Source organism: Pseudomonas sp. VE 267-6A, from assembly GCF_024126555.1.
In the GTDB taxonomy this organism is placed as follows: domain Bacteria; phylum Pseudomonadota; class Gammaproteobacteria; order Pseudomonadales; family Pseudomonadaceae; genus Aquipseudomonas; species Aquipseudomonas palmensis.
On record NZ_JAMYBY010000003.1, the window covers coordinates 122,161 to 140,451 of the forward strand.

Below are 18,291 nucleotides of genomic sequence, written 5' to 3' on the forward strand. Positions count from 1 at the left end.
GCACGGGGCCTGCACCGTACTGATCGTTTTTTGTACAGTGCCTGGGCGGGGCCGTGTCGGGTAGAATGCCCGCTCTTTTATCCCCAGCCTGCAGCCGCCCATGACCGATACTCCCCCAACCACCGCCCCCCACGTTGCCATTATCGGAGGCGGGCCGGCCGGGCTGATGGCCGCCGAGGTCCTCAGCCAGGCTGGTGTGCGGGTAGACCTGTACGACGCCATGCCCTCGGTGGGGCGCAAGTTCCTGCTGGCGGGCGTGGGCGGCATGAACATCACCCATTCCGAAGCCTACCCCGCGTTCATCTCGCGCTATGCAGAACGCGAACACGACATCGCGCGCCTGCTCGACGGCTTCGATGCCGACGCACTGCGGGCATGGATACACGGCCTGGGCATCGACACTTTCGTCGGGACATCCGGCCGGGTGTTTCCGCGCGACATGAAGGCCGCCCCGCTGCTGCGCGCCTGGCTCAAGCGCCTGCGCGATGCCGGGGTAGTTATCCACACCCGGCATCGCTGGCACGGCTGGGATGCCGACGGCGCCCTGCGGATCACTTGTCCACAGGGCGAGGTGAGCGTGCAGGCCGATGCCGTGGTGCTGGCGCTGGGCGGCGGCAGCTGGGCGCGGCTGGGCTCGGACGCTGCCTGGCTGCCCTGGCTGCAGGCGCGGGGTGTGGATATCTCGCCGTTGCAGGCAGCCAACAGCGGCTTCGAGGTAACGGGTTGGAGCGACGTGCTCAAGGGCAGGTTCGCCGGTGCACCGCTGAAGAACATCGCCCTGAGCCTGGCCGGCCAGGCGCCGCGCCTGGGCGAGTTCGTGCTGACCGAGGGCGGCGTCGAGGGCAGCCTGGTGTATGCCTGGTCGGCGCAGATTCGTGAAGCGATCAACCGCGAAGGTAGCGCGACGGTGCTGCTCGACCTGCTGCCGAACCGGCCTGTGGACAAGATCGAGGCGGCGCTGCGCAAACCCCGTGGTTCGCGCTCGATGGCCAGGCACCTGCACGGTCAGCTGGGCCTGGACGGGGTGAAGGCGGCGCTGCTGCGCGAGCTGACCGGGCCCGAGGTGTTTGCCGACCCGGCGCGCCTGGCGGCAGCGCTCAAGGCGTTGCCGATCACGCTGGTACGACCGCGCCCGCTGGACGAGGCGATCAGCAGCGCCGGCGGCGTGAAGTTCGAGGCGATGGATCGGCACCTGATGCTGCCCCGGTTGCCGGGGGTGTTCTGTGCGGGCGAGATGCTCGACTGGGAGGCACCGACCGGCGGCTACCTGCTGACGGCGTGCTTTGCCAGTGGGCGAAGGGCGGGGTTGGGGGTGCTGGAGTGGCTGCGCCGGTGAGGCCGGCGCCTATAGGGTAAGCACAGCCCTTGTAGGAGCCGGCCTTGCCGGCGAAAGGGCTGCAGCGCAGCCCGTGCCCAATCAAGGCTTGCGCTTGCGCGGCCCGGTATTGAACGTCGGCACCTTGCGCACCGGCTTGACCTGCGGCGCGGCTGCGGGGGTATCCCCGCTGTCGGTCCAGCGCCCCAGGCTGCCCTTGCCGCTGCCCTGCTTGGGCTTCTTCGGTTTCTTCGGCTTCTTCACCACCTGCCCGCTGGCGTCGGTTTCCGGCACCCGATGCTCCGGCACGAAATCCGGCTCTTCATGGCGCGGCAAGGTCTTGCGCGTGAGCATCTCGATGGCCGACAGCATGTTCACCTCGTCGGCACACACCAGCGAAATGGCTTCGCCGGTATTGCCCGCACGCCCGGTACGCCCGATACGGTGAATGTAGTCCTCGGCCACGATCGGCAAATCGAAGTTGACCACGAGCGGCAAGTCGTCGATATCCAGCCCGCGCGCCGCCACATCGGTGGCCACCAGGATCTGGATCTCGCGCGCCTTGAAGCTGTCCAGCGCACGCTGGCGCGTGGCCTGCGGGCGATCGCCATGGATGCCGTCGGCGTTCACGCCCTGCGCCTGCAGGCGCTCCACCAGCGCATCCACACCGTTGCGGGTCTTGGCGAACACCAGCACCTGCTTCCAGCGCTGCTTGCGCAGCAGGTGCATGAACAGCTCGGGCTTGCGCTTCTTGTCCACAGGCACGACCCACTGCTTGACGCTGCTGGCCGCCACGTTGCGCGGGCTGACCTCGACGCTGAGCGGGTCATCGAGCATCTGCCCGGCCATCAGGCGGATCTCGTCGGAGAAGGTTGCGGAAAACAGCAGCGTCTGGCGCTTGACCGGCAACGCCGCGTAGATCGAGCGCAGCTCTTCGGCAAAGCCCAGGTCGAGCATGCGGTCGGCCTCGTCGAGCACCAGCGCCTGCAACTGGTTGAACTTGACCGCGTTCTGGCGGAACAGGTCGAGCAGGCGCCCGGGCGTGGCCACCAGCAGGTCGATGCCCTTGCGCAGTTTCATCATCTGCGGGTTGATGCTCACCCCGCCGTACACCGCGTAGGTGCGCAGCGGCAGGTGTTCGGCGTACTCGACGATATTGGCGTGCACCTGTTCGGCCAGCTCGCGGGTCGGCACCAGCACCAGCGCACGTACCGAGTTGCTGGCGACCTTCTCGCCTTCCATCACCAGGCGCTGCAGCAGTGGCAGGGCGAAGCCGGCAGTCTTGCCGGTGCCGGTCTGCGCCGCCGCCATCAGGTCGCGGCCGGCCAGCACGGCCGGGATGGCCGCCGCCTGCACCGGTGTCGGGGTGGTGTACTTGAGGTGCTCGAGCGCGCGCAGCAAGGGTTCAATCAGGCCAAGTTTGGCGAATGTCATGGCAATACCGTCTGGGGAATTCAGCAATGGCGCAAGTTTACCCTGTTCGCGCGGGTTCACCGAGCTTCAATCCACAGGCGGCAGGTACACGTACGTCAGGCGATCCAGGCCATTGCCGACAAACAGCGACAGCGGCCTGCCCAGCTGGCTGGCGCGCGAACGGCACAGGCCGTAGATCTCGTTCAGACTCGAATCGCGCGCCGACATCGGCGTCCAGCTGTGCATGCCCAGCGACCCCAGTTCGAAAATCATGTGGTCGCGGTCCTTCTCGCGGCTGAAGCTGACGGCTACCTGGCCGCGCGCTACCTGACTACGCAACCCGCCATCAGCGAACTCCAGGCGCACCGGCGTGCGCCTGAGCTTCTGGTCCGGGGTGCGCAGCGTCATCACGCCCTGACTGTAGTCGAGCACCTCGAAGGGCAGGTTGGCCCTGAGCCTCACCGGGACCCGGCAATCGACCTCGCCACGCGCCGTGTTCTCGATCAGCGAGCGCATCGCTTCGCTGAGCGTAGGATGGGTCTTGATCGCGACATCGTTGGGGAAGGCCAACCGCAACGCGATCGGCTGGTCAGGTTGATCCGCGAGGGTCAGGGTGACGTTGCCGGTGACTGCCTGGCGCGCAGCCAGCACGGCGTCGACCGTTGCCTGCAGAGCCTCACGCCGCGCCGGGGTCAATACGTCGCCTGGCATGCGCAGGTTCACCACCCAAGGGGTCTCGTCGTCGGCCCACATTTCCACTCGGGCCAGGTCGATCTGCTGTTCGGCCAGCAGGTTACGGACCGCTTCGGCGTAATACCGGTCTGCATGGCCGTGGGCGTAATTGTCGATAACCGATACCTGAAACTCCAGGCCGACTTCCTGTTCATCACAACCGGACAGCATCCCAACCAACAAGCCTGCCATGGCAATACGACGCTTCACTTGGACAACTCACCCCTCAAGGCGTCAGCCGGGGTGGCCACGCTGGCCGGCACCTTGCGCCATTGCGGAACGCCGATCAACACCACCGCGCCGATGATCACCGCCATCGCCACGCACTCCTCCACGCCGATCTGCTCGCCAGCGAACAGGATGCCTAGCAGCACCGCCACCGCCGGGTTGACGTAGGCATAGCTGGTGGCCGCCGCCGGGCGCACATGCTTGAGCAGGTACATGTAGGCACTGAAGGCCAGGATCGAACCGAAGAACACCAGGTAGAGCAACGCCCCCCAGCCGGCAGCGGTCGGCATCTGGGTCATGCGTTCACCGCTGAGCGCGCTGCCCAGCAGCAGCGCCGCGCCGCCCACCAGCATTTCGGCGGCACTGGCCATCGGCCCGGCCGGCAGCGGCAGGCTCTTGCTCCACACCGAACCGAAGGCCCAGGACGCTGCAGCAAACAGGATCAGCGCCGCGCCCAGCGGGCTGGCCTGCAGGTTGGAGCCCAGGTTGAGTAGGCCGATGCCGGCCAGGCCAAGGCCGATACCGGCCCATTCCAGACGCGTGTTGCGGTGCCCGAAAAATCGCCCGAACACCAGGGTGAACAGCGGCACGGTCGCCACCGCCAGGGCTGCGACCCCGGACGCCACGCCCGCATGTTCGGCCAGGGTCACGCCACCGTTGCCGCAGCTGAGCAGCAATATGCCGATGGCCCCGGCGGCCTTCCATTGCGCCCAGCTGGGCGCCGGCACCCCGCGCCAGCGCAGAAAGCCATACAGCAGGCTGCCGGCAATCAGAAAGCGCACCCCGGCCATCAGCAGCGGTGGCCACGACTCGATACCGATGCGGATCACCAGATAGGTCGACCCCCACACCAGGTACAAGGCCAGGAAGGCACCGATCAGCACCAGCGGAAAGCGACGGGAGGCAGGCATGGGAGGCTCGAAATCAGGGTTTTGGAGCTGTAGTTTAGAAAGCCAAACGGGTAATTTTAAGTTACAAACCCTGTTTATACGGCCACCAGACTTTCGAAAAAACGGATGTTTGCCCGATTCGCCATCGTTTCAACACCTGGTACCCACGCCCCATGGACAAGTACGATCGCATGCTCCTCGCCGCCTTGCTCGACAACGGCCGCGCCTCCTTCGCCGAACTGGCGCGCAAGGTCAACCTGTCGGCCCCGGCGGTGGCCGAGCGGGTGGCCAAGCTCGAGGCCAGCGGGGTCATCACCGGCTACCAGGCCAAGGTCGACATGAGCCGGATCGGCTTGCCGATCCAGTGCGTGATCGAGCTGCGCCTGGCCAGCCACGGCAACCAGCAGACCTATGAGGACCTGGCGCGTATCCCGCAGATCACCGAGTGCCACCGAGTCACCGGCGATCCGTGCGTGATCATGCAGGCGGCGGTCGGCTCGATGCCGGAACTCGAAGAGCTGATCAACCACGTGGCGCAGTTCGGGTTCAGCAAGACCTCGATCATCCTGTCCAGCGCGGTAGAGCGACGGGTGCCGCTCAGCCAGCTCGACAGCAACGGCAAGAAAGCCTAGCGGTAGCGCTTGAGGGTTTCGGCAACCTTGGCTGCCGGAACCTTCTGCAGGCTGCAGAACAGCGGGTGCGACACCTCGCTGATACCGTGGCGCTGGCGCAGTTCGCCGGCCAGGTGCTGGGCCAGGTTGGCGGCCATCTCGGCATCGGCCATGGCCCGGTGAGCGGTGCCGGTGTCGGGCAGCCCGGCCCAGCGCGTCAGGGTGCCGAGCTTGTGGTTCGGCGCAGCCGGCAGCAGGCGCCGCGAGAGCAGCATCGAACAGGCGAACGACTGCACCCGCGAGCGTCCGATCAGGCTCAGTTCGTAGTCCCAGAACTTCTGGTCGAACGAGGCGTTGTGCGCCAGCAAGGGCGTGCTGCCGACGAACTCGGCCACCTCGTTCATCACCTGCGCATTGGCCGGCGCACCGCGCAGCATGGCAGTAGTGATACCGGTCAGCCCGGCGACAAAGGCCGGTACCGGCACGCCGGCATTCATCAGGCTCTGGTAGCGATCGACGATGCGCCCGCGTTCGAGCATCACCACCGCCACTTCCGTGGCGCGGCAGTAGGCACCCGGCGAGATGCCGGTGGTTTCAAAGTCGATGACCGCAATACGTTCCACAAAAACCTCGGGTAGCTCTCAGTGCTTGAGCAGGAGTGCGCCTTCGATGGGCACATAGCGGGTGGCGGCGCGAATCAGCGAGTTGGCGGTGAGCCCCGGTACGCCATAGGCCACCGCTTCGGCGCCATGACGGTTGATCACCCGTTCCAGCAGCAGGTCGAAATCGCCATCGCCGGAGGCCAGCACCACTTCGTCGACCCGCGAGGCGGCGTCGATCACGTCCAGGGTGATGCCCACGTCCCAGTCGCCCTTGGCCGAGCCGTCGCTGCGCTGGATATAGGGTTTGAGTTTGACCGTGAAACCGAGGTTGCGCAGGATCTGCTGAAACTGCTGCTGCTTGCTGTCGCCGCGGTCGATGGCATAGGCCACCGCCTCGACGATCTCGCCGTCCTGGCTGACGTGCGCCCAGAAGGCGGCGTAGTTGAAATGACAACCATAGGCCTGGCGCACGGTGTAGTAGAGGTTCTGGACATCGGCGAACACCGCAATCTTCTTCACCGCACTTCCTCGTCACGCCAGGGGCCGGCCCCGCATACCGGGGCCGTTTCGGCGCCCAGTATGCCAGCCTGACGGCAGTACGGGTATGTGCGCGGCTCAGACGAAGGAATCGTCGTCCGAAAAGAAGCCGCCGCCATCGTCACCGTAGTCGGCGTCCATGAAGCCGCCCTGATCATTGCCGTAGCCACCGTTGTCGGCGGTCAGGCGCTGCTCGTCGTTACCGCCCCAGCCGCTGTCGCTGGCCGGTGCCGGCGCTTCGTTGATGATCTCGGTGACTTCCTGGGGCTGCGACCCGTGGTGCCCGAACAGGCTGCTGATACCCTGCGCCAGCATCACCCCGCCTGCCACGCCGGCGGCGGTCTGCAGTGCACCGCCCAGAAAGCTGCTGGCGCCGCCGCGGGCCGGTGCGGCCTGGGGCGCGGCGTTGAAACCCTGCTGCTGAGGGGCCACGCCGGGCCCGCCAAAGCCGCTGGCCGGTTCACGCCAGCCACCACCACTGGTGGCAGGTGCCGGGGCCGGCTGGGCCGCGCGCTGCGGCTGCGGCTCGGGTTGCCGTGCCCCCCCGCCGAAGATGCTCGACAGGAAGCCGCCGCTGCTCGGCGCAGTGGCCGCCACCTGTGCGCGGGCCTGGTTCAGATCGGCCTGCAATTGCCTGTTCTGTTCATCGAGGCGCTTGAGCGCGGCCTCCTGCACCAGAATCGCCTGGGCCATGTAGTAAGGGGCCGACGGCTGTTGCTGCAGGTGCTCGGCAATGCGCGCCTGGGCCTGGGCATCACGCGGTGCGCCTTCGCTCTCGGCTTGCTTGAGGCGGCCGAACAGGCCGTCGATCAAGGTTTGTTCTTCGTGGTTCATGGGGCGACCTCACTGGATAGCCGGGGGATTACAGGTGAGCACTAGATGGGGTTCCAGCATGGGCGATTCAATCGGCCCGCGGCATGAAACTTTGTTCAGGTTCGACCGCTGGGCTAAAGTAGCGGCCTGCTCTGTCACTGCGATATCGACTGATGAATCCGCTTAGCGTTCTGCAAGACTCCTTGTATTTCTTCCGCCGCCACCTGCTGAGCATCGCCAAGCTGTGCCTGCCGCTGATCGTCATCGAAACGCTGCTGGCCCAGGCGATCTATGCACAGTTCGGCAGCCAGACCCGTACCCTGGCCTACGGCATGCTGCTGGGCCTGGTGTTCTACCCGCTCTACAGCGGCGCACTGATCCTCTACCTGGACGCCCGCAGCCAGGGTGAAGAGCCGCGCAAGCGCGACCTGCTGGCCATGTCGCTGCGCCTGTGGCCCTCGTTCGCGCTGCTGATGATCGTCTGCCTGCTGCTGATCGTGGCCGGCTGCGCGCTGTTCATCCTTCCGGGCATCTGGGTGATGGTCAACCTGGTGTTCGCCGAGTACCTACTGGTGCTGCGCGGCCTGCAACCGCTGCCGGCCATGCGTCAGAGCTTCGAGCTGTGCAAGGGCCACTTCTGGCAGATCCTGGTGTGCATGATCGTGGCCATGATCCCGTTGTGGCTGATCGATGCGCTGACCCGCAGCCTGATCGGCGAAGAGCCCGAGCTGTGGCTGGAACTGCTGGTGGGCAGCTTCAACGGCTTCCTCACCCTGTTCAGCACTCTGGTGAGCTTTCGCATGTTCATGCTGGTCACCGAGCCGCCGCTGGCCCGCGACCCGAGCTGAACCAAGCAGGCGACGAACGGCTCGGGTATGCTGCGGGTTCACCTGCGACGCCAAGCCGAGCCGATGATCCGACTACTGCGCAATGCCCTGCTGACCCTGCTGCTGATACTTGCCCTGCTGTGGCTGCTGGCCAGTCACCTGAGCTGGCAACCCGAGCCGCGCGAGGCCCTGCCGGTGGCCTGCCGTGGCACGGCCACGCCGCTGGTGCCGGGCCAGATGCTCAAGGTCATGAGCTGGAACATCCAGTACCTGGCCGGCAAGGGCTACGTGTTCTGGTATGACGAAGGTCGGGGCAGTGACACCCGCCCTACCGAACAGGACCTGGCGTTCAACCTCGACGAGGTGGCGCGGGTGATCCGCGCCGACAACCCCGACATCGTGCTGTTGCAGGAACTGGACACCAACGCCAAGGCCAGCGCCTACCAGGACCAGCTGGCCCTGCTGCGCGAGCGCCTGGCCGACCTCTACCCCTGTGCGGTGCAGGCCTACGACTGGAAGGCGGACTTCGTGCCCGACCGGCATGTGTTCGGCAGCGTCGGCCGCGGCCTGGCGACCCTGAGCCGCTACCCCATCCAGCAGGCCGAACGCCTGGCCCTGCCCTCGGCCCCCGACAACGCCCTGAGCCGCCTGCTGCAGCCGCAACAGGCGGTGCTGGCCAGCTACCTGCCGCTGCGTGATGGCGGCTCGCTGGCGGTGCTCAACACCCACCTGACGCCTTTCGTTCCCGGCAGCGATATCCAGCGCCAGCAGGTGCGCCAGCTCGGCACGCTGCTCGACAAGCTGGAAAGCCAGGGCACGCCGTGGCTGATCGGTGGCGACTTCAACCTGCTGCCGCTGGGCCAGTACCGCCGGCTCACCCCCGAGCAGCGCCAGCACTATGGCGCCGACAGCGACCTGCACTTGCTGTGGGACAAGTATCCGATGATCCCCAGCAACGCCGAAGCCGGTGGCGCCGAGCGCAGCGCCTGGCTGACCCACTACCCCAACGACCCGCGCCTGAACGGCCCGGACCGCACCCTGGACTACCTGTTCCACAGCCCCAAGCTGCAGCGCCTGAGCGCCCGGGTGCTGCAGCAGGACACCCTGCAGATTTCCGATCACCTGCCGCTGAGCGCGCGCCTGCTGTTGCCGACGCCGCCCTAGCGGCTACTTGCGCGGCTTGGCCCGCGCGGTGGCTTCGGCCACCAGCGGGTCGTCCGGCCAGTAGTGCTTGGGGTAGCGGCCCTTGAGGTCCTTCTTCACTTCGGCGTAGGTGCTGCGCCAGAAATTGGCCAGGTCCTGGGTCACCTGCACCGGGCGCCGTGCCGGTGACAGCAGGTGCAGCAACACCTGCTGGCGGCCCTGGGCGATGCGCGGGGTTTCGGCCAGGCCGAACAGTTCCTGCAAGCGCACCGCCAGAATCGGCGGCGTCTCGCTGTAGTCCAGGCGGATGTTGGAACCCGAGGGCACGCCGATGTGCACCGGAGCCCATTCGTCCAGGCGCTGCGGCAGCGGCCAGGGCAGCAGGTTGCGCAGGATGGACGACAGGTCGAGCTGGGCAAAATGACTGAGCCGGGTGACCTTGCCCAGGTAGGGTTGCAGCCAGTGCTCAAGGCTGGCCAGCAAGGCCGCGTCGCTCAGGTCCGGCCATTCGCTCTGGCCTGCCGCCGCAACATCCAGCCCGCGCAACAGCGCCACCCGCGCCTGCCACTGGCGCAGTTCCGGGGTCCAGGGCAGCAGCTCCAGGCCCTTGCGTCGCACCAGGTCAAGCAGCGCCCGCGCACGCGCATCCTCGCCCAGCCCGGTCAGCGGCTCGCGGCTGAGCACCAGTTCGCCGACCCTGCGCTGGCGCTCGGCACGCAGCACGTTCTCACGCTCGTCCCAGTCCAGTTGATCCACGTGGCGCACCTGCTCGGCGAGCACGTCGTCGAACAGCGCCGGGTCGAATTCGGCCGCCAGGTAGATGCGCTCTTCGCGCTGCCCCTGGCGGCTGCCGAGGTCGGCGATCACCAGCCAGGGTTGCTTCATCAGCGCGTCGGCCTCACCGAACAGCGCCGCACGCCCGTTGGCCAACCGGTACTCGGCGCCGCCGGCACGGCGCTGCTGGGCGACCCGGTCGGGGTAGGCCAGCGCCAGCAGGGCACCGAGCCAGCGGGAATGTTCGGGGTCGGCCACGGCCGCGCCGGCCTTGCCGCGCAGGTAGCTGCGGTACTGGCGGGACAGTTGTCGCGCCCGCTGCACCCCGCCTTGCCCACCTCGGGCTGCACGGGTTTCGCCACTGAGCAGGGCCAGCCGGCTGTGCAGGTCGGCGCCCGCCCCGCGCAAAATGTCACGCTCGCCCAGCAGTGCCGCCACATCGCAGGCCATCTGGGCCAGGCCAAGGTCCTGGCCGCGCAAAAGCAGGTGTGCGATGCGCGGATGTGCCGGCAACTCGGCCATGGCCTGACCATGCTCGGTCAGCGCCAGCAACTGCCCCGGCCTGAGCGCCCCCAGGCGCACCAGCAGGTCCTGGGCCTGGGCATAGGCCGCCGCCGGTGGCAGGTCGAGCCAGCACAGCTGCGCCGGGGCCACGCCCCAGCGGGTCAATTGCAGGGCCAGCCCGGCAAGGTCGGCCTGCAGGATCTCGGCGCTGCCGTAGGCAGCCAGTTGGTCATGCTGGGCCTCGGACCACAGCCGATAGCACACGCCCGGTTCCAGGCGTCCGGCGCGCCCGGCCCGCTGGGTGGCGCTGGCGCGCGAGATGCGCTGGGTATCGAGGCGGGTCATGCCGCTGCCGGGGTCAAAACGCGGCACCCGCGCCAGCCCGGCGTCGATCACCACCCGCACGCCGTCGATGGTCAGGCTGGTTTCGGCGATGTTGGTCGCCAGCACTACCTTGCGCAGGCCCGCGGCCGGCGCCTCGATGGCGGCGCGCTGGGCCGCGAGATCGAGTTCACCGTGCAGCGGGCACAGCAGGATCTCGCGTCGCTCACCCAGGGCCTCCTGCAAGGCCTGGTGCACACGGCGGATCTCGGCCTGGCCAGGCAGGAACACCAGCAGGCTGCCCGGCTCGTCGGCCAGCGCCTGCAACACCGTGTCGACCACCCGCGGCTCGACGAACTCGCCGGGCTGGAACGGCCGCCCCCAGCGCATCTGCACCGGGTACATGCGCCCTTCGCTGCTGATTACCGGGGCGTCGTCGAGCAACGCAGACAGGCGCTGCCCTTCCAGCGTGGCGGACATCAGCAGGATCTTCAGCGGCGGCTCGTCACGCAGCAGCTCGCGGCCGTTGAGGCTCAGGGCCAGGGCCAGATCGGCATCCAGGCTGCGCTCGTGAAATTCGTCGAAGATCAACAGGCCCACCCCGTCCAGCGCCGGGTCGTCCTGCAGGCGCCGGGTGAGGATGCCTTCGGTGACCACTTCGATGCGGGTGCGCGGGCCGACCTTGCTGTCCAGGCGAATGCGGTAACCGACGGTTTCGCCCACCGCCTCGCCCAGTTCGCTGGCCAGCCGCTCGGCTGCCGCGCGGGCAGCCAGCCGGCGCGGTTCGAGCATCAGGATGCGCTGGCCGGCCAGCCACGGCTCATCGAGCAGGGCCAGTGGCACGCGGGTGGTCTTGCCGGCGCCCGGCGGTGCCTCGAGCACGGCTTCGTGGCGCTGCTGCAAGGCGGTGCGCAAGGCCGGCAGCACGGCATCGATTGGCAATGAACTCATGAATTCCCCCGAACAAGCCCGGCAGTATAAAGGAATGCAGGGCATGCCCTCACCAACGCGCCGGTTACCAACGACGCCTGCTGGCCTAGCCATCGCATAACCGGCAAAATCGTCCCGTTAAAGCGAGGCGGAACGGCACGATGCCCCTGCCCGGAGACATTTTGAGACTGCGCCCATGCTCGACAAAGAAGCGCTTGACCACCTGACCACTCTGCTCAATCGACAAGGCAGCGGCCTGTACGATGCCTCCGACAAACTGCTGGGGATCATGGGTGGCGAGTTATCCCACGAAAAAAAGCAACAGGCTTCCAAAGTGCATGAGGCTGCCACTAGCTTGCGCGCGCTGATCCCCCCTGGGCGAACCCCAGCCTGGCTTGACGAACTGATCAAGTGCATCACCGGCTACGCCCAGAGCAAGCGGCCCACCCCGGACTTCATGCGCGATCTGGTGACGCTGTTGCCACAGATCAAATGCCATCAGTGGATGCTGGATCAGACACGCCCTGAAGGTATCGATTTCGAAGCGATTTTCGAACACTACAAGGCCAGCAACCGGCTGCCCGAGCTGTTTGACCGCATTATCGAACTGTTGAACAGCATCAGCGCCAGCGACGCTATCGACAGCAAAGCCATGAGCGACGCGCTGTCGAACATCATCGCCACGCTGCAGCGGAGCAAAATGGGGACTTACTTCTGCCTCAACAGCGCATGGGAGTTTCTCTGCGCCTTCCTTCAGAACTACGCATGGATCGAAGTCTCCAAGCTTCCCGTAGTGGGCCCACTTTTCCAGGCCTTGGAAAAAACCATCAAGGAAACCGCCACGGCGATGACCACCCTGCATGCGGATGTGCATGGCGAAATGACCCGCCGAGCGGAGCAGGACGTGAAGTTCGTGAAAGACACCAAGCGGCTGTTCAGCACCTACGGCGACAAAGCCAACCTGCTGATCAGCAGCGAAGGGGGAAATGGGCTGATTGCACAGGCCTGACATGAATACGTCGGTTCTCGCCGAGCCGTATTGATCAGTAAAGAACTGCCCATAGCCCTCGAACAATCGGCCGAGTATAACGGCGAACCGAGCCTGCCTTATCATGGTCTTAGCTGCACCCTCCGGCATTTCGCCGGTAGCGGTGCGGCCTACTTTGCGGAGATTCACATGCGTATTCCTTCACGCCTTATCGGCGGTGCCGTGGTTGCTGCCCTGCTGACCCAGCTGACGGCTTGCGGCACCCTGTTCTTTCCCGACCGTCGCGGCCAGATCGAAGGCAAGGTCGATCCGGTGATCGTGGCACTGGATGCCATCGGTATCCTGTTCTACGTGATCCCCGGGCTGATCGCCTTCGGCGTCGACTTTGCCACCGGCGCCATCTACCTGCCCGGCGGCAAGACCGCCCAGGTCGACCCGCACACGCTGAACAAGGCCATCGCTGCCGATGGCAAGGTCGACAAGGTGCGCCTGCAGGCCATCCTGGAGAGCGAGCTGGGCCAGCGCCTGCCGCTGAACGACCCGCGCCTGATCCAGCACAAGGGCAGCGTTGAACAACTGGCGATGTACGGCCTCAAGCCCGCCGCCTGACCGCCCGCACAAGGACGACCGATGAACACCAGCGCCGAACACGCCCGCCTGCTGCGCCTGGCGACCAATGCCTCCCTCGGGGTCGCCAGCATCCTGATCGTGAGCAAGGCGGTGGCCTGGTGGCTCAGCGGCTCGGTCAGCCTGCTGGCCGGCCTGACCGACTCGATGCTCGACGGCGTGGCCTCGTTCCTCAACCTGCTCGCGGTGCGCTATGCCCTGCGCCCGGCCGATGACGATCATCGCTACGGGCACGGCAAGGCCGAGGCACTGGCCGGCATGGCCCAGGCGCTGTTCATCGGGGTGAGTGCGGTACTGATCGGCGTACAGGCGGTCGAACGCCTGAAAAATCCCACGCCGCTGGGTGATGCCACGGTGGGCATTGTCGTGATGCTGCTGTCGCTGGGGCTGACCGTCGCCTTGCTGATGGTGCAGGCCAGGGTGGTGCGCCTCACCGGCTCGACCGCCGTGCGCGCCGACTCGCTGCACTACCGCTCCGACCTGCTGCTCAATGCCAGCATCCTGGTCGCGCTGGTGCTGGCGCGGTTCGGCTGGCCACAGGTGGATGCGTACTTTGGGCTGGGCATCGCGCTGTACATTCTATGGAGTGCCTTGCAGATCGCCCGTGAAAGCTCGGCCATCCTGATGGACAAGGAGCTGCCCGGCGAGGTGAGCGAGCAGATGATGACACTGGTGTGCGCGGTGCCTGGCGTGCAGGGCGCGCATGACCTGCGCACCCGGGTGTCGGGCAACCACTGGTTCGTTCAGGTGGACCTGGAGCTGCCGGGCACCTTGACGCTGACCGAGGCCCACGTGCTGTGCGATGCGGCAGCGGCGGCGATCCGCCGGGAGTACCCCAAGGCCGAAGTGCTGGTGCATGCCGACCCGGTGGAGTGACAAGCAGCCCCTTCGCCGGCAAGGCCGGCGCCTACGGGATTCACGCTGTGCGTGTAGGAGCCGGCCTTGCCGGCGAAGCTGTTGCGCTTCAGTTGACGCTGTAACCGCGCCCGCTCAAACACGCCCCCAGCGCCCGTCGATAGGTGTCCGTCACCTGCGCCGCAGGCGCGTAGGTCGCCGATGCCGGGTCGAACCCGGTCTGCTGCACCGCCCAGCGGTGACACTGGTAGCGGTCCTGATCGACCTGCTGTGGCGACTGCCCGTTGGCCGGGTAGGCAATCACGTCATAACCATTGCCCGGTTGCGCCGGCGCCGCAGCCATCGGCGGGCTTACCACCACATAGTCGCGGCTGTCGTCCAGGTACTGGTAATAGGTGCCTGCAGCCAGAAAGAACAGCGCACTGCCCACCCACACCTGCCGCGCATAGTCGGGCAGGTAGTTCACCCGTACCCCGTAAGGCGGCGCCACCACCACGTAATGCGGCCCCTGCGGGCGATACCAGTAACCACCGGAATAGTAATAGTCACTGCCACGATACGGCACGCGCCGGTACGGTTCCGGGAAGCGGTCTATGGTGTGCCCCGGCCGATACTGAGGCCCGGGGCCCCAGCCATTGCCGTGCCCTTCGCCAGGGCGCTGCCCCGGCCCGCCGGCCTGCCAGTGCTGATTGGCGTCATTGCGCCGCGGCACGTCCTGATAGTACCCCTGGCGTGGCGGCTGGGTCTGGCGGACCTCGTCCGGGCGCGCGTTGAGCGGCGAGGACGCAGGCGGGCGCTCGCCGCCATTGGGGTCCTGCTGTGGTCCGCGACGCTCGTCCTGGGCCTGTGCGCCCAGGCTCAGGCAAAGCAGACCAACACCTGCCAACTGCCAGATGCGCGACTTCATGCTGTTTCTCTCCCGCTGGCATTCATGGCCTACTCTATCAGGCCGCCTGCCACGCGCCAGCAGGCGCCAGATGAAATTGCGGACATTAAAAAAGGGTGACCCTGAGGCCACCCTTCGAGATTTTCGTCCGTGCTCGGCGCTTGTGACGCCGGCTCACCTCACGCTGTCTTGTGAACAGTGTGCAGCCCGGGGGCCGAGCACAACCCGGTGGGGTTGCTGGCCGCAGCGCCCCTGATTGGGGCCGCCGCTGTGGACATGTGTCCGGGCAGTGATTCTGTTGACCATCATAGGCAAGCGCCGCGACAGAGGATTGCGAAAATTGCTCAACAAAACATTACTTGCGCAATTTTTAACTAAGGATTGATAATCCGCAGCAACCGAAACAGAAAAGGCTTCATTCATGAGCAAGCTCGACCGATACGACCTGAGCATTCTTGCCGAATTGCAGCGCGATGCGCGCATCTCCAACCAGGAACTGGCCGAACGGATCGGCCTGTCGCCCTCGCCCTGCTCGCGGCGGGTAAAGCAACTGGAGGACGATGGCTACATCTCGCGCCAGGTCGCCCTGCTCGACCGCAAGAAGCTGGGCCTGAGCCTCACCGCCTACGTGCTGATCGGCATGGACCGACACACCCCCGAGCGCTTCGAAACCTTCGAGGCCGCCATCCGCAGCCTGCCCCAGGTGCTCGAGTGCAGCCTGGTCACCGGCATGGATGCCGACTACCAGCTCAAGGTGGTGGTGCCGGACATGGACCACTACCAGAAGCTGCTGCTCGGCCACCTGACCCGCATCGAAGGCGTCACCAGCGTGCGTTCGAGCTTCGTGCTCAACCAGGTGCTGGCCAGCACCGAGCTGCCCCTTACGCACCTGCGTTAGTCAGCGCTGCGGGCCGGGCGTATAATCGCGCGCTTCAACCTGGCGGAGAAGATCGATGGATCCTGCGTTGTTCGAAGAATGGATGATGACCATCCTGGTCACCATCCTGATTGGTTTCATGGGCTTCATCGTCTGGGACCTGGCGAAAAAATCCAAGGCTGGCAAGTTCGGCACCTTCATCCTGTTTTTCGTGCTGGGCCTGGGCATTCTCGCCTTCGTCATCAAGAGCGTGGTCATCGGCTTCATCGAAGGCGTCTAGCGCCACGCCGGCACCTCGCGCCAGCAGCCCTGGTCCAGCCCATCCAGGCTCCAGTCGCCGATCCGCACGCGCACCAGGCGCAGGGTCGGCAAGCCTACCGCTGCGGTCATGCGTCGCACCTGGCGGTTGCGCCCTTCCTTGATCACCAACTCCAGCCAGGCGGTCGGCACGCTCTTGCGAAAGCGTACCGGCGGGTTGCGCGGCCACAGTTGCGGCTCTTCCAGATGACGCGCCTGGGCCGCCAAGGTCATGCCGTCATTCAGTTGCACACCCTCGCGCAAGCGCTGCAGCTGCTCCTCGGTCGGCTCGCCCTCCACCTGTACCCAGTACGTCTTGGGCAACTTGTGCCTGGGGTCGGCAATGCGCGCCTGCAACTGGCCGTCATTGGTCAGCAGCAACAACCCTTCGCTGTCGCGATCCAGACGCCCGGCCGGGTATACGCCCGGTACATCGATGAAGTCCTTGAGGGTGGCGCGGCCCTCGCCGTCGCTGAACTGGGTCAGCACGTCGAAGGGCTTGTTGAACAGGAGCAGGCGCGGCGCGGCCGGCGGCGCCTTGGCCTGGCGACGCGGGCCGGCGGGTTTGGCCGCGGCGGGCCGCGGCTTGGAACGGGGGGGTAACGGCATGGGGCCTCAGCGGAACGGCGGCTCGTCGAAACTGCGCAGTTTACGCGAGTGCAGCGAGTTCAGTTCGGTGCGCAGCAGGTCGAGCGCCGCAATACCTATCTTCAGGTGCTGGCTGACCGCCCGGTTGTAGAAGGCGTTGGCCGCCCCCGGCAGCTTGATCTCGCTGTGCAGCGGCTTGTCGGACACGCACAGCAAGGTGCCGTAGGGCACGCGCAGGCGGTAGCCCTGGGCGGCGATGGTGCCGCTTTCCATGTCCACTGCCACAGCCCGCGACAGGTTGATCAACGGGCGCTCCTGGGCCCAGCGCAGCTCCCAGTTGCGGTCGTCGTAGGTCAGCACGGTGCCGGTGCGCAGGCGCTTTTTCAGCTCGTCGCCACGTTCGCCGGTCACCTGCGCCGCCGCTTCCTGCAACGCCAGCTGCACCTCGGCCAGGGCCGGGATCGGAATATTGGGCGGCAGCACACGGTCAAGGATGCCGTCGCGGCGCATGTAGGCGTGGGCCAGCACGTAGTCGCCGATGGTCTGGGATTGGCGCAGGCCGCCGCAGTGGCCGATCATCAGCCAGCAGTGCGGGCGCAGCACCGCCAGATGGTCGGTGATGTTCTTGGCGTTGGACGGGCCCACGCCGATATTGACCAGGGTGATGCCATGGCCGTCGGCAGCAATCAGGTGATACGCCGGCATCTGGTAGCGGTGCCACACCACCCCGGCCACCAGCGCCTGGGCTTCGCCATTGTCCATGGCCTTTTCGATCACCACGTTGCCCGGCAGCACCATGCGCACGAAGCGCGGGTCTTGGCGCAGTTGCTCCAGGCCGTGGGTGATGAACTGGTCGACATAGCGGTGGTAGTTGGTGAGCAGGATCCATGGCTGCACATGCCGCCAGTCGCTGCCGGTGTAATGCACCAGTCGGCGCAGCGAGAAATCGACCCGCGCCGCGTCGAACAGCGCCAGCGGCAGCGGGTCGACGTTGGCCCAGTCGTACAGCCCGTCGGCGATGCCGTCGGTGGCCGCCGACAGGTCGGTGCTGGGGAACACCCGCGCCAGCGCCGCAGCGGTGATGCCGGTGCCGGCCAGTTCATCGCCCTGCTCGACCACATAGGGGTAGGGAATGTTCTGCTCGCTCAGGCCCACTTCGACCGTCACGGTAAAGTCGCGCATCAAGGGCCCGAGCTGCTCCAGCAGGTAGCCGCGAAACGCGGCCGGCTGAGTCACGGTGATGCTGTAGGTGCCCGGCAACTGAACCTTGGCGTAGGCCCGGGTGATCACCGGTACGTCACCCTGATACTGGTAGGTCAGGCGCAGTTCGGGGTAACGAAACTGTGCGCGCTCGGCCGCATTGGGCTCGGTGCGGTCCTTGAGGTAGCGCTTGAGCGCCTGGCTCAGTGCGGCGGTGGCGGATTCGTGCAAGGCGGCCAACTGGTCGACGGCTTGCTCGGCGGTTTCCACGACAACGAAGGTTTCATCGGTACGGCTCACAATGTACTTCCTGTCTGTCTGACATGCATGGGC

General features: G+C 66.3%; 19 protein-coding genes. 9 read left to right on the plus strand and 10 right to left on the minus strand.

Annotated elements, in window-relative coordinates; genetic code table 11:
* The first annotated feature begins 100 nt into the window (after positions 1-100).
* Positions 101-1,336 (plus strand): TIGR03862 family flavoprotein, encoded by a 1,236-nt coding sequence (locus tag NJH59_RS04020; RefSeq protein WP_253086430.1) that lies wholly within the window; start codon positions 101-103, stop codon positions 1,334-1,336.
* Positions 1,337-1,417: 81 nt separating this feature from the next.
* Here the strand turns inward: NJH59_RS04020 and NJH59_RS04025 are convergent, their stop codons facing one another.
* The 3 genes from NJH59_RS04025 to yedA form a co-directional block, all read right to left on the minus strand.
* Complete coding sequence (locus tag NJH59_RS04025; protein ID WP_054916356.1) at positions 1,418-2,749, minus strand: DEAD/DEAH box helicase; 1,332 nt, start codon at positions 2,747-2,749, stop codon at positions 1,418-1,420.
* A 66-nt stretch (positions 2,750-2,815) separates the two neighbouring features.
* Complete coding sequence (locus NJH59_RS04030; RefSeq protein WP_253086431.1) at positions 2,816-3,670, minus strand: hypothetical protein; 855 nt, start codon at positions 3,668-3,670, stop codon at positions 2,816-2,818.
* On the minus strand, positions 3,667-4,599 hold the full coding sequence (gene yedA, locus NJH59_RS04035; protein WP_058540581.1) for a drug/metabolite exporter YedA: 933 nt from the start codon (positions 4,597-4,599) through the stop codon (positions 3,667-3,669). The genes NJH59_RS04030 and yedA overlap by 4 nt, the downstream gene beginning before the upstream one ends.
* A gap of 152 nt (positions 4,600-4,751) precedes the next feature.
* Between yedA and NJH59_RS04040 the strand changes: the two genes are divergently transcribed.
* Complete coding sequence (locus NJH59_RS04040; protein WP_253086432.1) at positions 4,752-5,210, plus strand: Lrp/AsnC family transcriptional regulator; 459 nt, start codon at positions 4,752-4,754, stop codon at positions 5,208-5,210.
* On the opposite strand, the gene NJH59_RS04045 is transcribed toward NJH59_RS04040, so the two are convergent.
* The 3 genes from NJH59_RS04045 to NJH59_RS04055 form a co-directional block, all read right to left on the minus strand.
* Complete coding sequence (locus tag NJH59_RS04045; protein ID WP_253086433.1) at positions 5,207-5,812, minus strand: PolC-type DNA polymerase III; 606 nt, start codon at positions 5,810-5,812, stop codon at positions 5,207-5,209. The two genes, NJH59_RS04040 and NJH59_RS04045, sit on opposite strands and share 4 nt — an antisense overlap.
* Before the next feature lie 18 nt (positions 5,813-5,830).
* Positions 5,831-6,310 (minus strand): NYN domain-containing protein, encoded by a 480-nt coding sequence (locus tag NJH59_RS04050; protein WP_043863871.1) that lies wholly within the window; start codon positions 6,308-6,310, stop codon positions 5,831-5,833.
* A 96-nt stretch (positions 6,311-6,406) separates the two neighbouring features.
* On the minus strand, positions 6,407-7,162 hold the full coding sequence (locus NJH59_RS04055; RefSeq protein ID WP_253086434.1) for a DUF2076 domain-containing protein: 756 nt from the start codon (positions 7,160-7,162) through the stop codon (positions 6,407-6,409).
* 152 nt (positions 7,163-7,314) lie between these two features.
* Between NJH59_RS04055 and NJH59_RS04060 the strand changes: the two genes are divergently transcribed.
* Positions 7,315-7,989: a hypothetical protein gene (locus tag NJH59_RS04060; protein WP_043863873.1), complete on the plus strand. Its 675-nt coding sequence runs from the start codon at positions 7,315-7,317 to the stop codon at positions 7,987-7,989.
* Positions 7,990-8,052: 63 nt separating this feature from the next.
* Entirely contained in the window at positions 8,053-9,132 is a 1,080-nt protein-coding gene (locus NJH59_RS04065; RefSeq protein ID WP_253086435.1) for an endonuclease/exonuclease/phosphatase family protein, read from the plus strand.
* Between the two features lie 3 nt (positions 9,133-9,135).
* Here NJH59_RS04065 and hrpB read toward each other — a convergent pair whose 3' ends face one another.
* Positions 9,136-11,661, minus strand: coding sequence for an ATP-dependent helicase HrpB (gene hrpB, locus NJH59_RS04070; protein WP_253086436.1), 2,526 nt, complete (start codon positions 11,659-11,661; stop codon positions 9,136-9,138).
* A 175-nt stretch (positions 11,662-11,836) separates the two neighbouring features.
* Between hrpB and NJH59_RS04075 the strand changes: the two genes are divergently transcribed.
* The 3 genes from NJH59_RS04075 (at position 11,837) to NJH59_RS04085 (ending at position 14,131) form a co-directional block, all read left to right on the plus strand.
* Complete coding sequence (locus NJH59_RS04075; protein WP_116052297.1) at positions 11,837-12,649, plus strand: hypothetical protein; 813 nt, start codon at positions 11,837-11,839, stop codon at positions 12,647-12,649.
* A gap of 168 nt (positions 12,650-12,817) precedes the next feature.
* The gene (locus NJH59_RS04080; RefSeq protein ID WP_043863875.1) at positions 12,818-13,237 is read left to right on the plus strand and encodes a hypothetical protein; all 420 of its coding nucleotides are present in this window, start codon (positions 12,818-12,820) and stop codon (positions 13,235-13,237) included.
* 21 nt (positions 13,238-13,258) lie between these two features.
* On the plus strand, positions 13,259-14,131 hold the full coding sequence (locus tag NJH59_RS04085) for a cation diffusion facilitator family transporter (RefSeq protein WP_100634112.1): 873 nt from the start codon (positions 13,259-13,261) through the stop codon (positions 14,129-14,131).
* An 88-nt stretch (positions 14,132-14,219) separates the two neighbouring features.
* Here the strand turns inward: NJH59_RS04085 and NJH59_RS04090 are convergent, their stop codons facing one another.
* Entirely contained in the window at positions 14,220-15,017 is a 798-nt protein-coding gene (locus tag NJH59_RS04090) for a DUF6515 family protein (protein ID WP_253086437.1), read from the minus strand.
* 400 nt (positions 15,018-15,417) lie between these two features.
* On the opposite strand from NJH59_RS04090, the gene NJH59_RS04095 reads away from it, so the two are divergent.
* Both NJH59_RS04095 and NJH59_RS04100 read left to right on the plus strand, forming a co-directional pair.
* A complete protein-coding gene (locus NJH59_RS04095) occupies positions 15,418-15,894 on the plus strand; it encodes an Lrp/AsnC family transcriptional regulator (protein ID WP_043863878.1) in 477 nt (158 codons plus the stop codon).
* Between the two features lie 55 nt (positions 15,895-15,949).
* Positions 15,950-16,153, plus strand: coding sequence for a DUF2788 domain-containing protein (locus NJH59_RS04100; protein ID WP_043863879.1), 204 nt, complete (start codon positions 15,950-15,952; stop codon positions 16,151-16,153).
* Here the strand turns inward: NJH59_RS04100 and NJH59_RS04105 are convergent.
* Positions 16,150-16,779: a pseudouridine synthase gene (locus tag NJH59_RS04105; RefSeq protein ID WP_253086438.1), complete on the minus strand. Its 630-nt coding sequence runs from the start codon at positions 16,777-16,779 to the stop codon at positions 16,150-16,152. The two genes, NJH59_RS04100 and NJH59_RS04105, sit on opposite strands and share 4 nt — an antisense overlap.
* A 6-nt stretch (positions 16,780-16,785) precedes the next feature.
* On the minus strand, positions 16,786-18,258 hold the full coding sequence (gene amn / locus NJH59_RS04110) for an AMP nucleosidase (protein WP_043863881.1): 1,473 nt from the start codon (positions 18,256-18,258) through the stop codon (positions 16,786-16,788).
* Positions 18,259-18,291 lie beyond the last annotated feature (33 nt).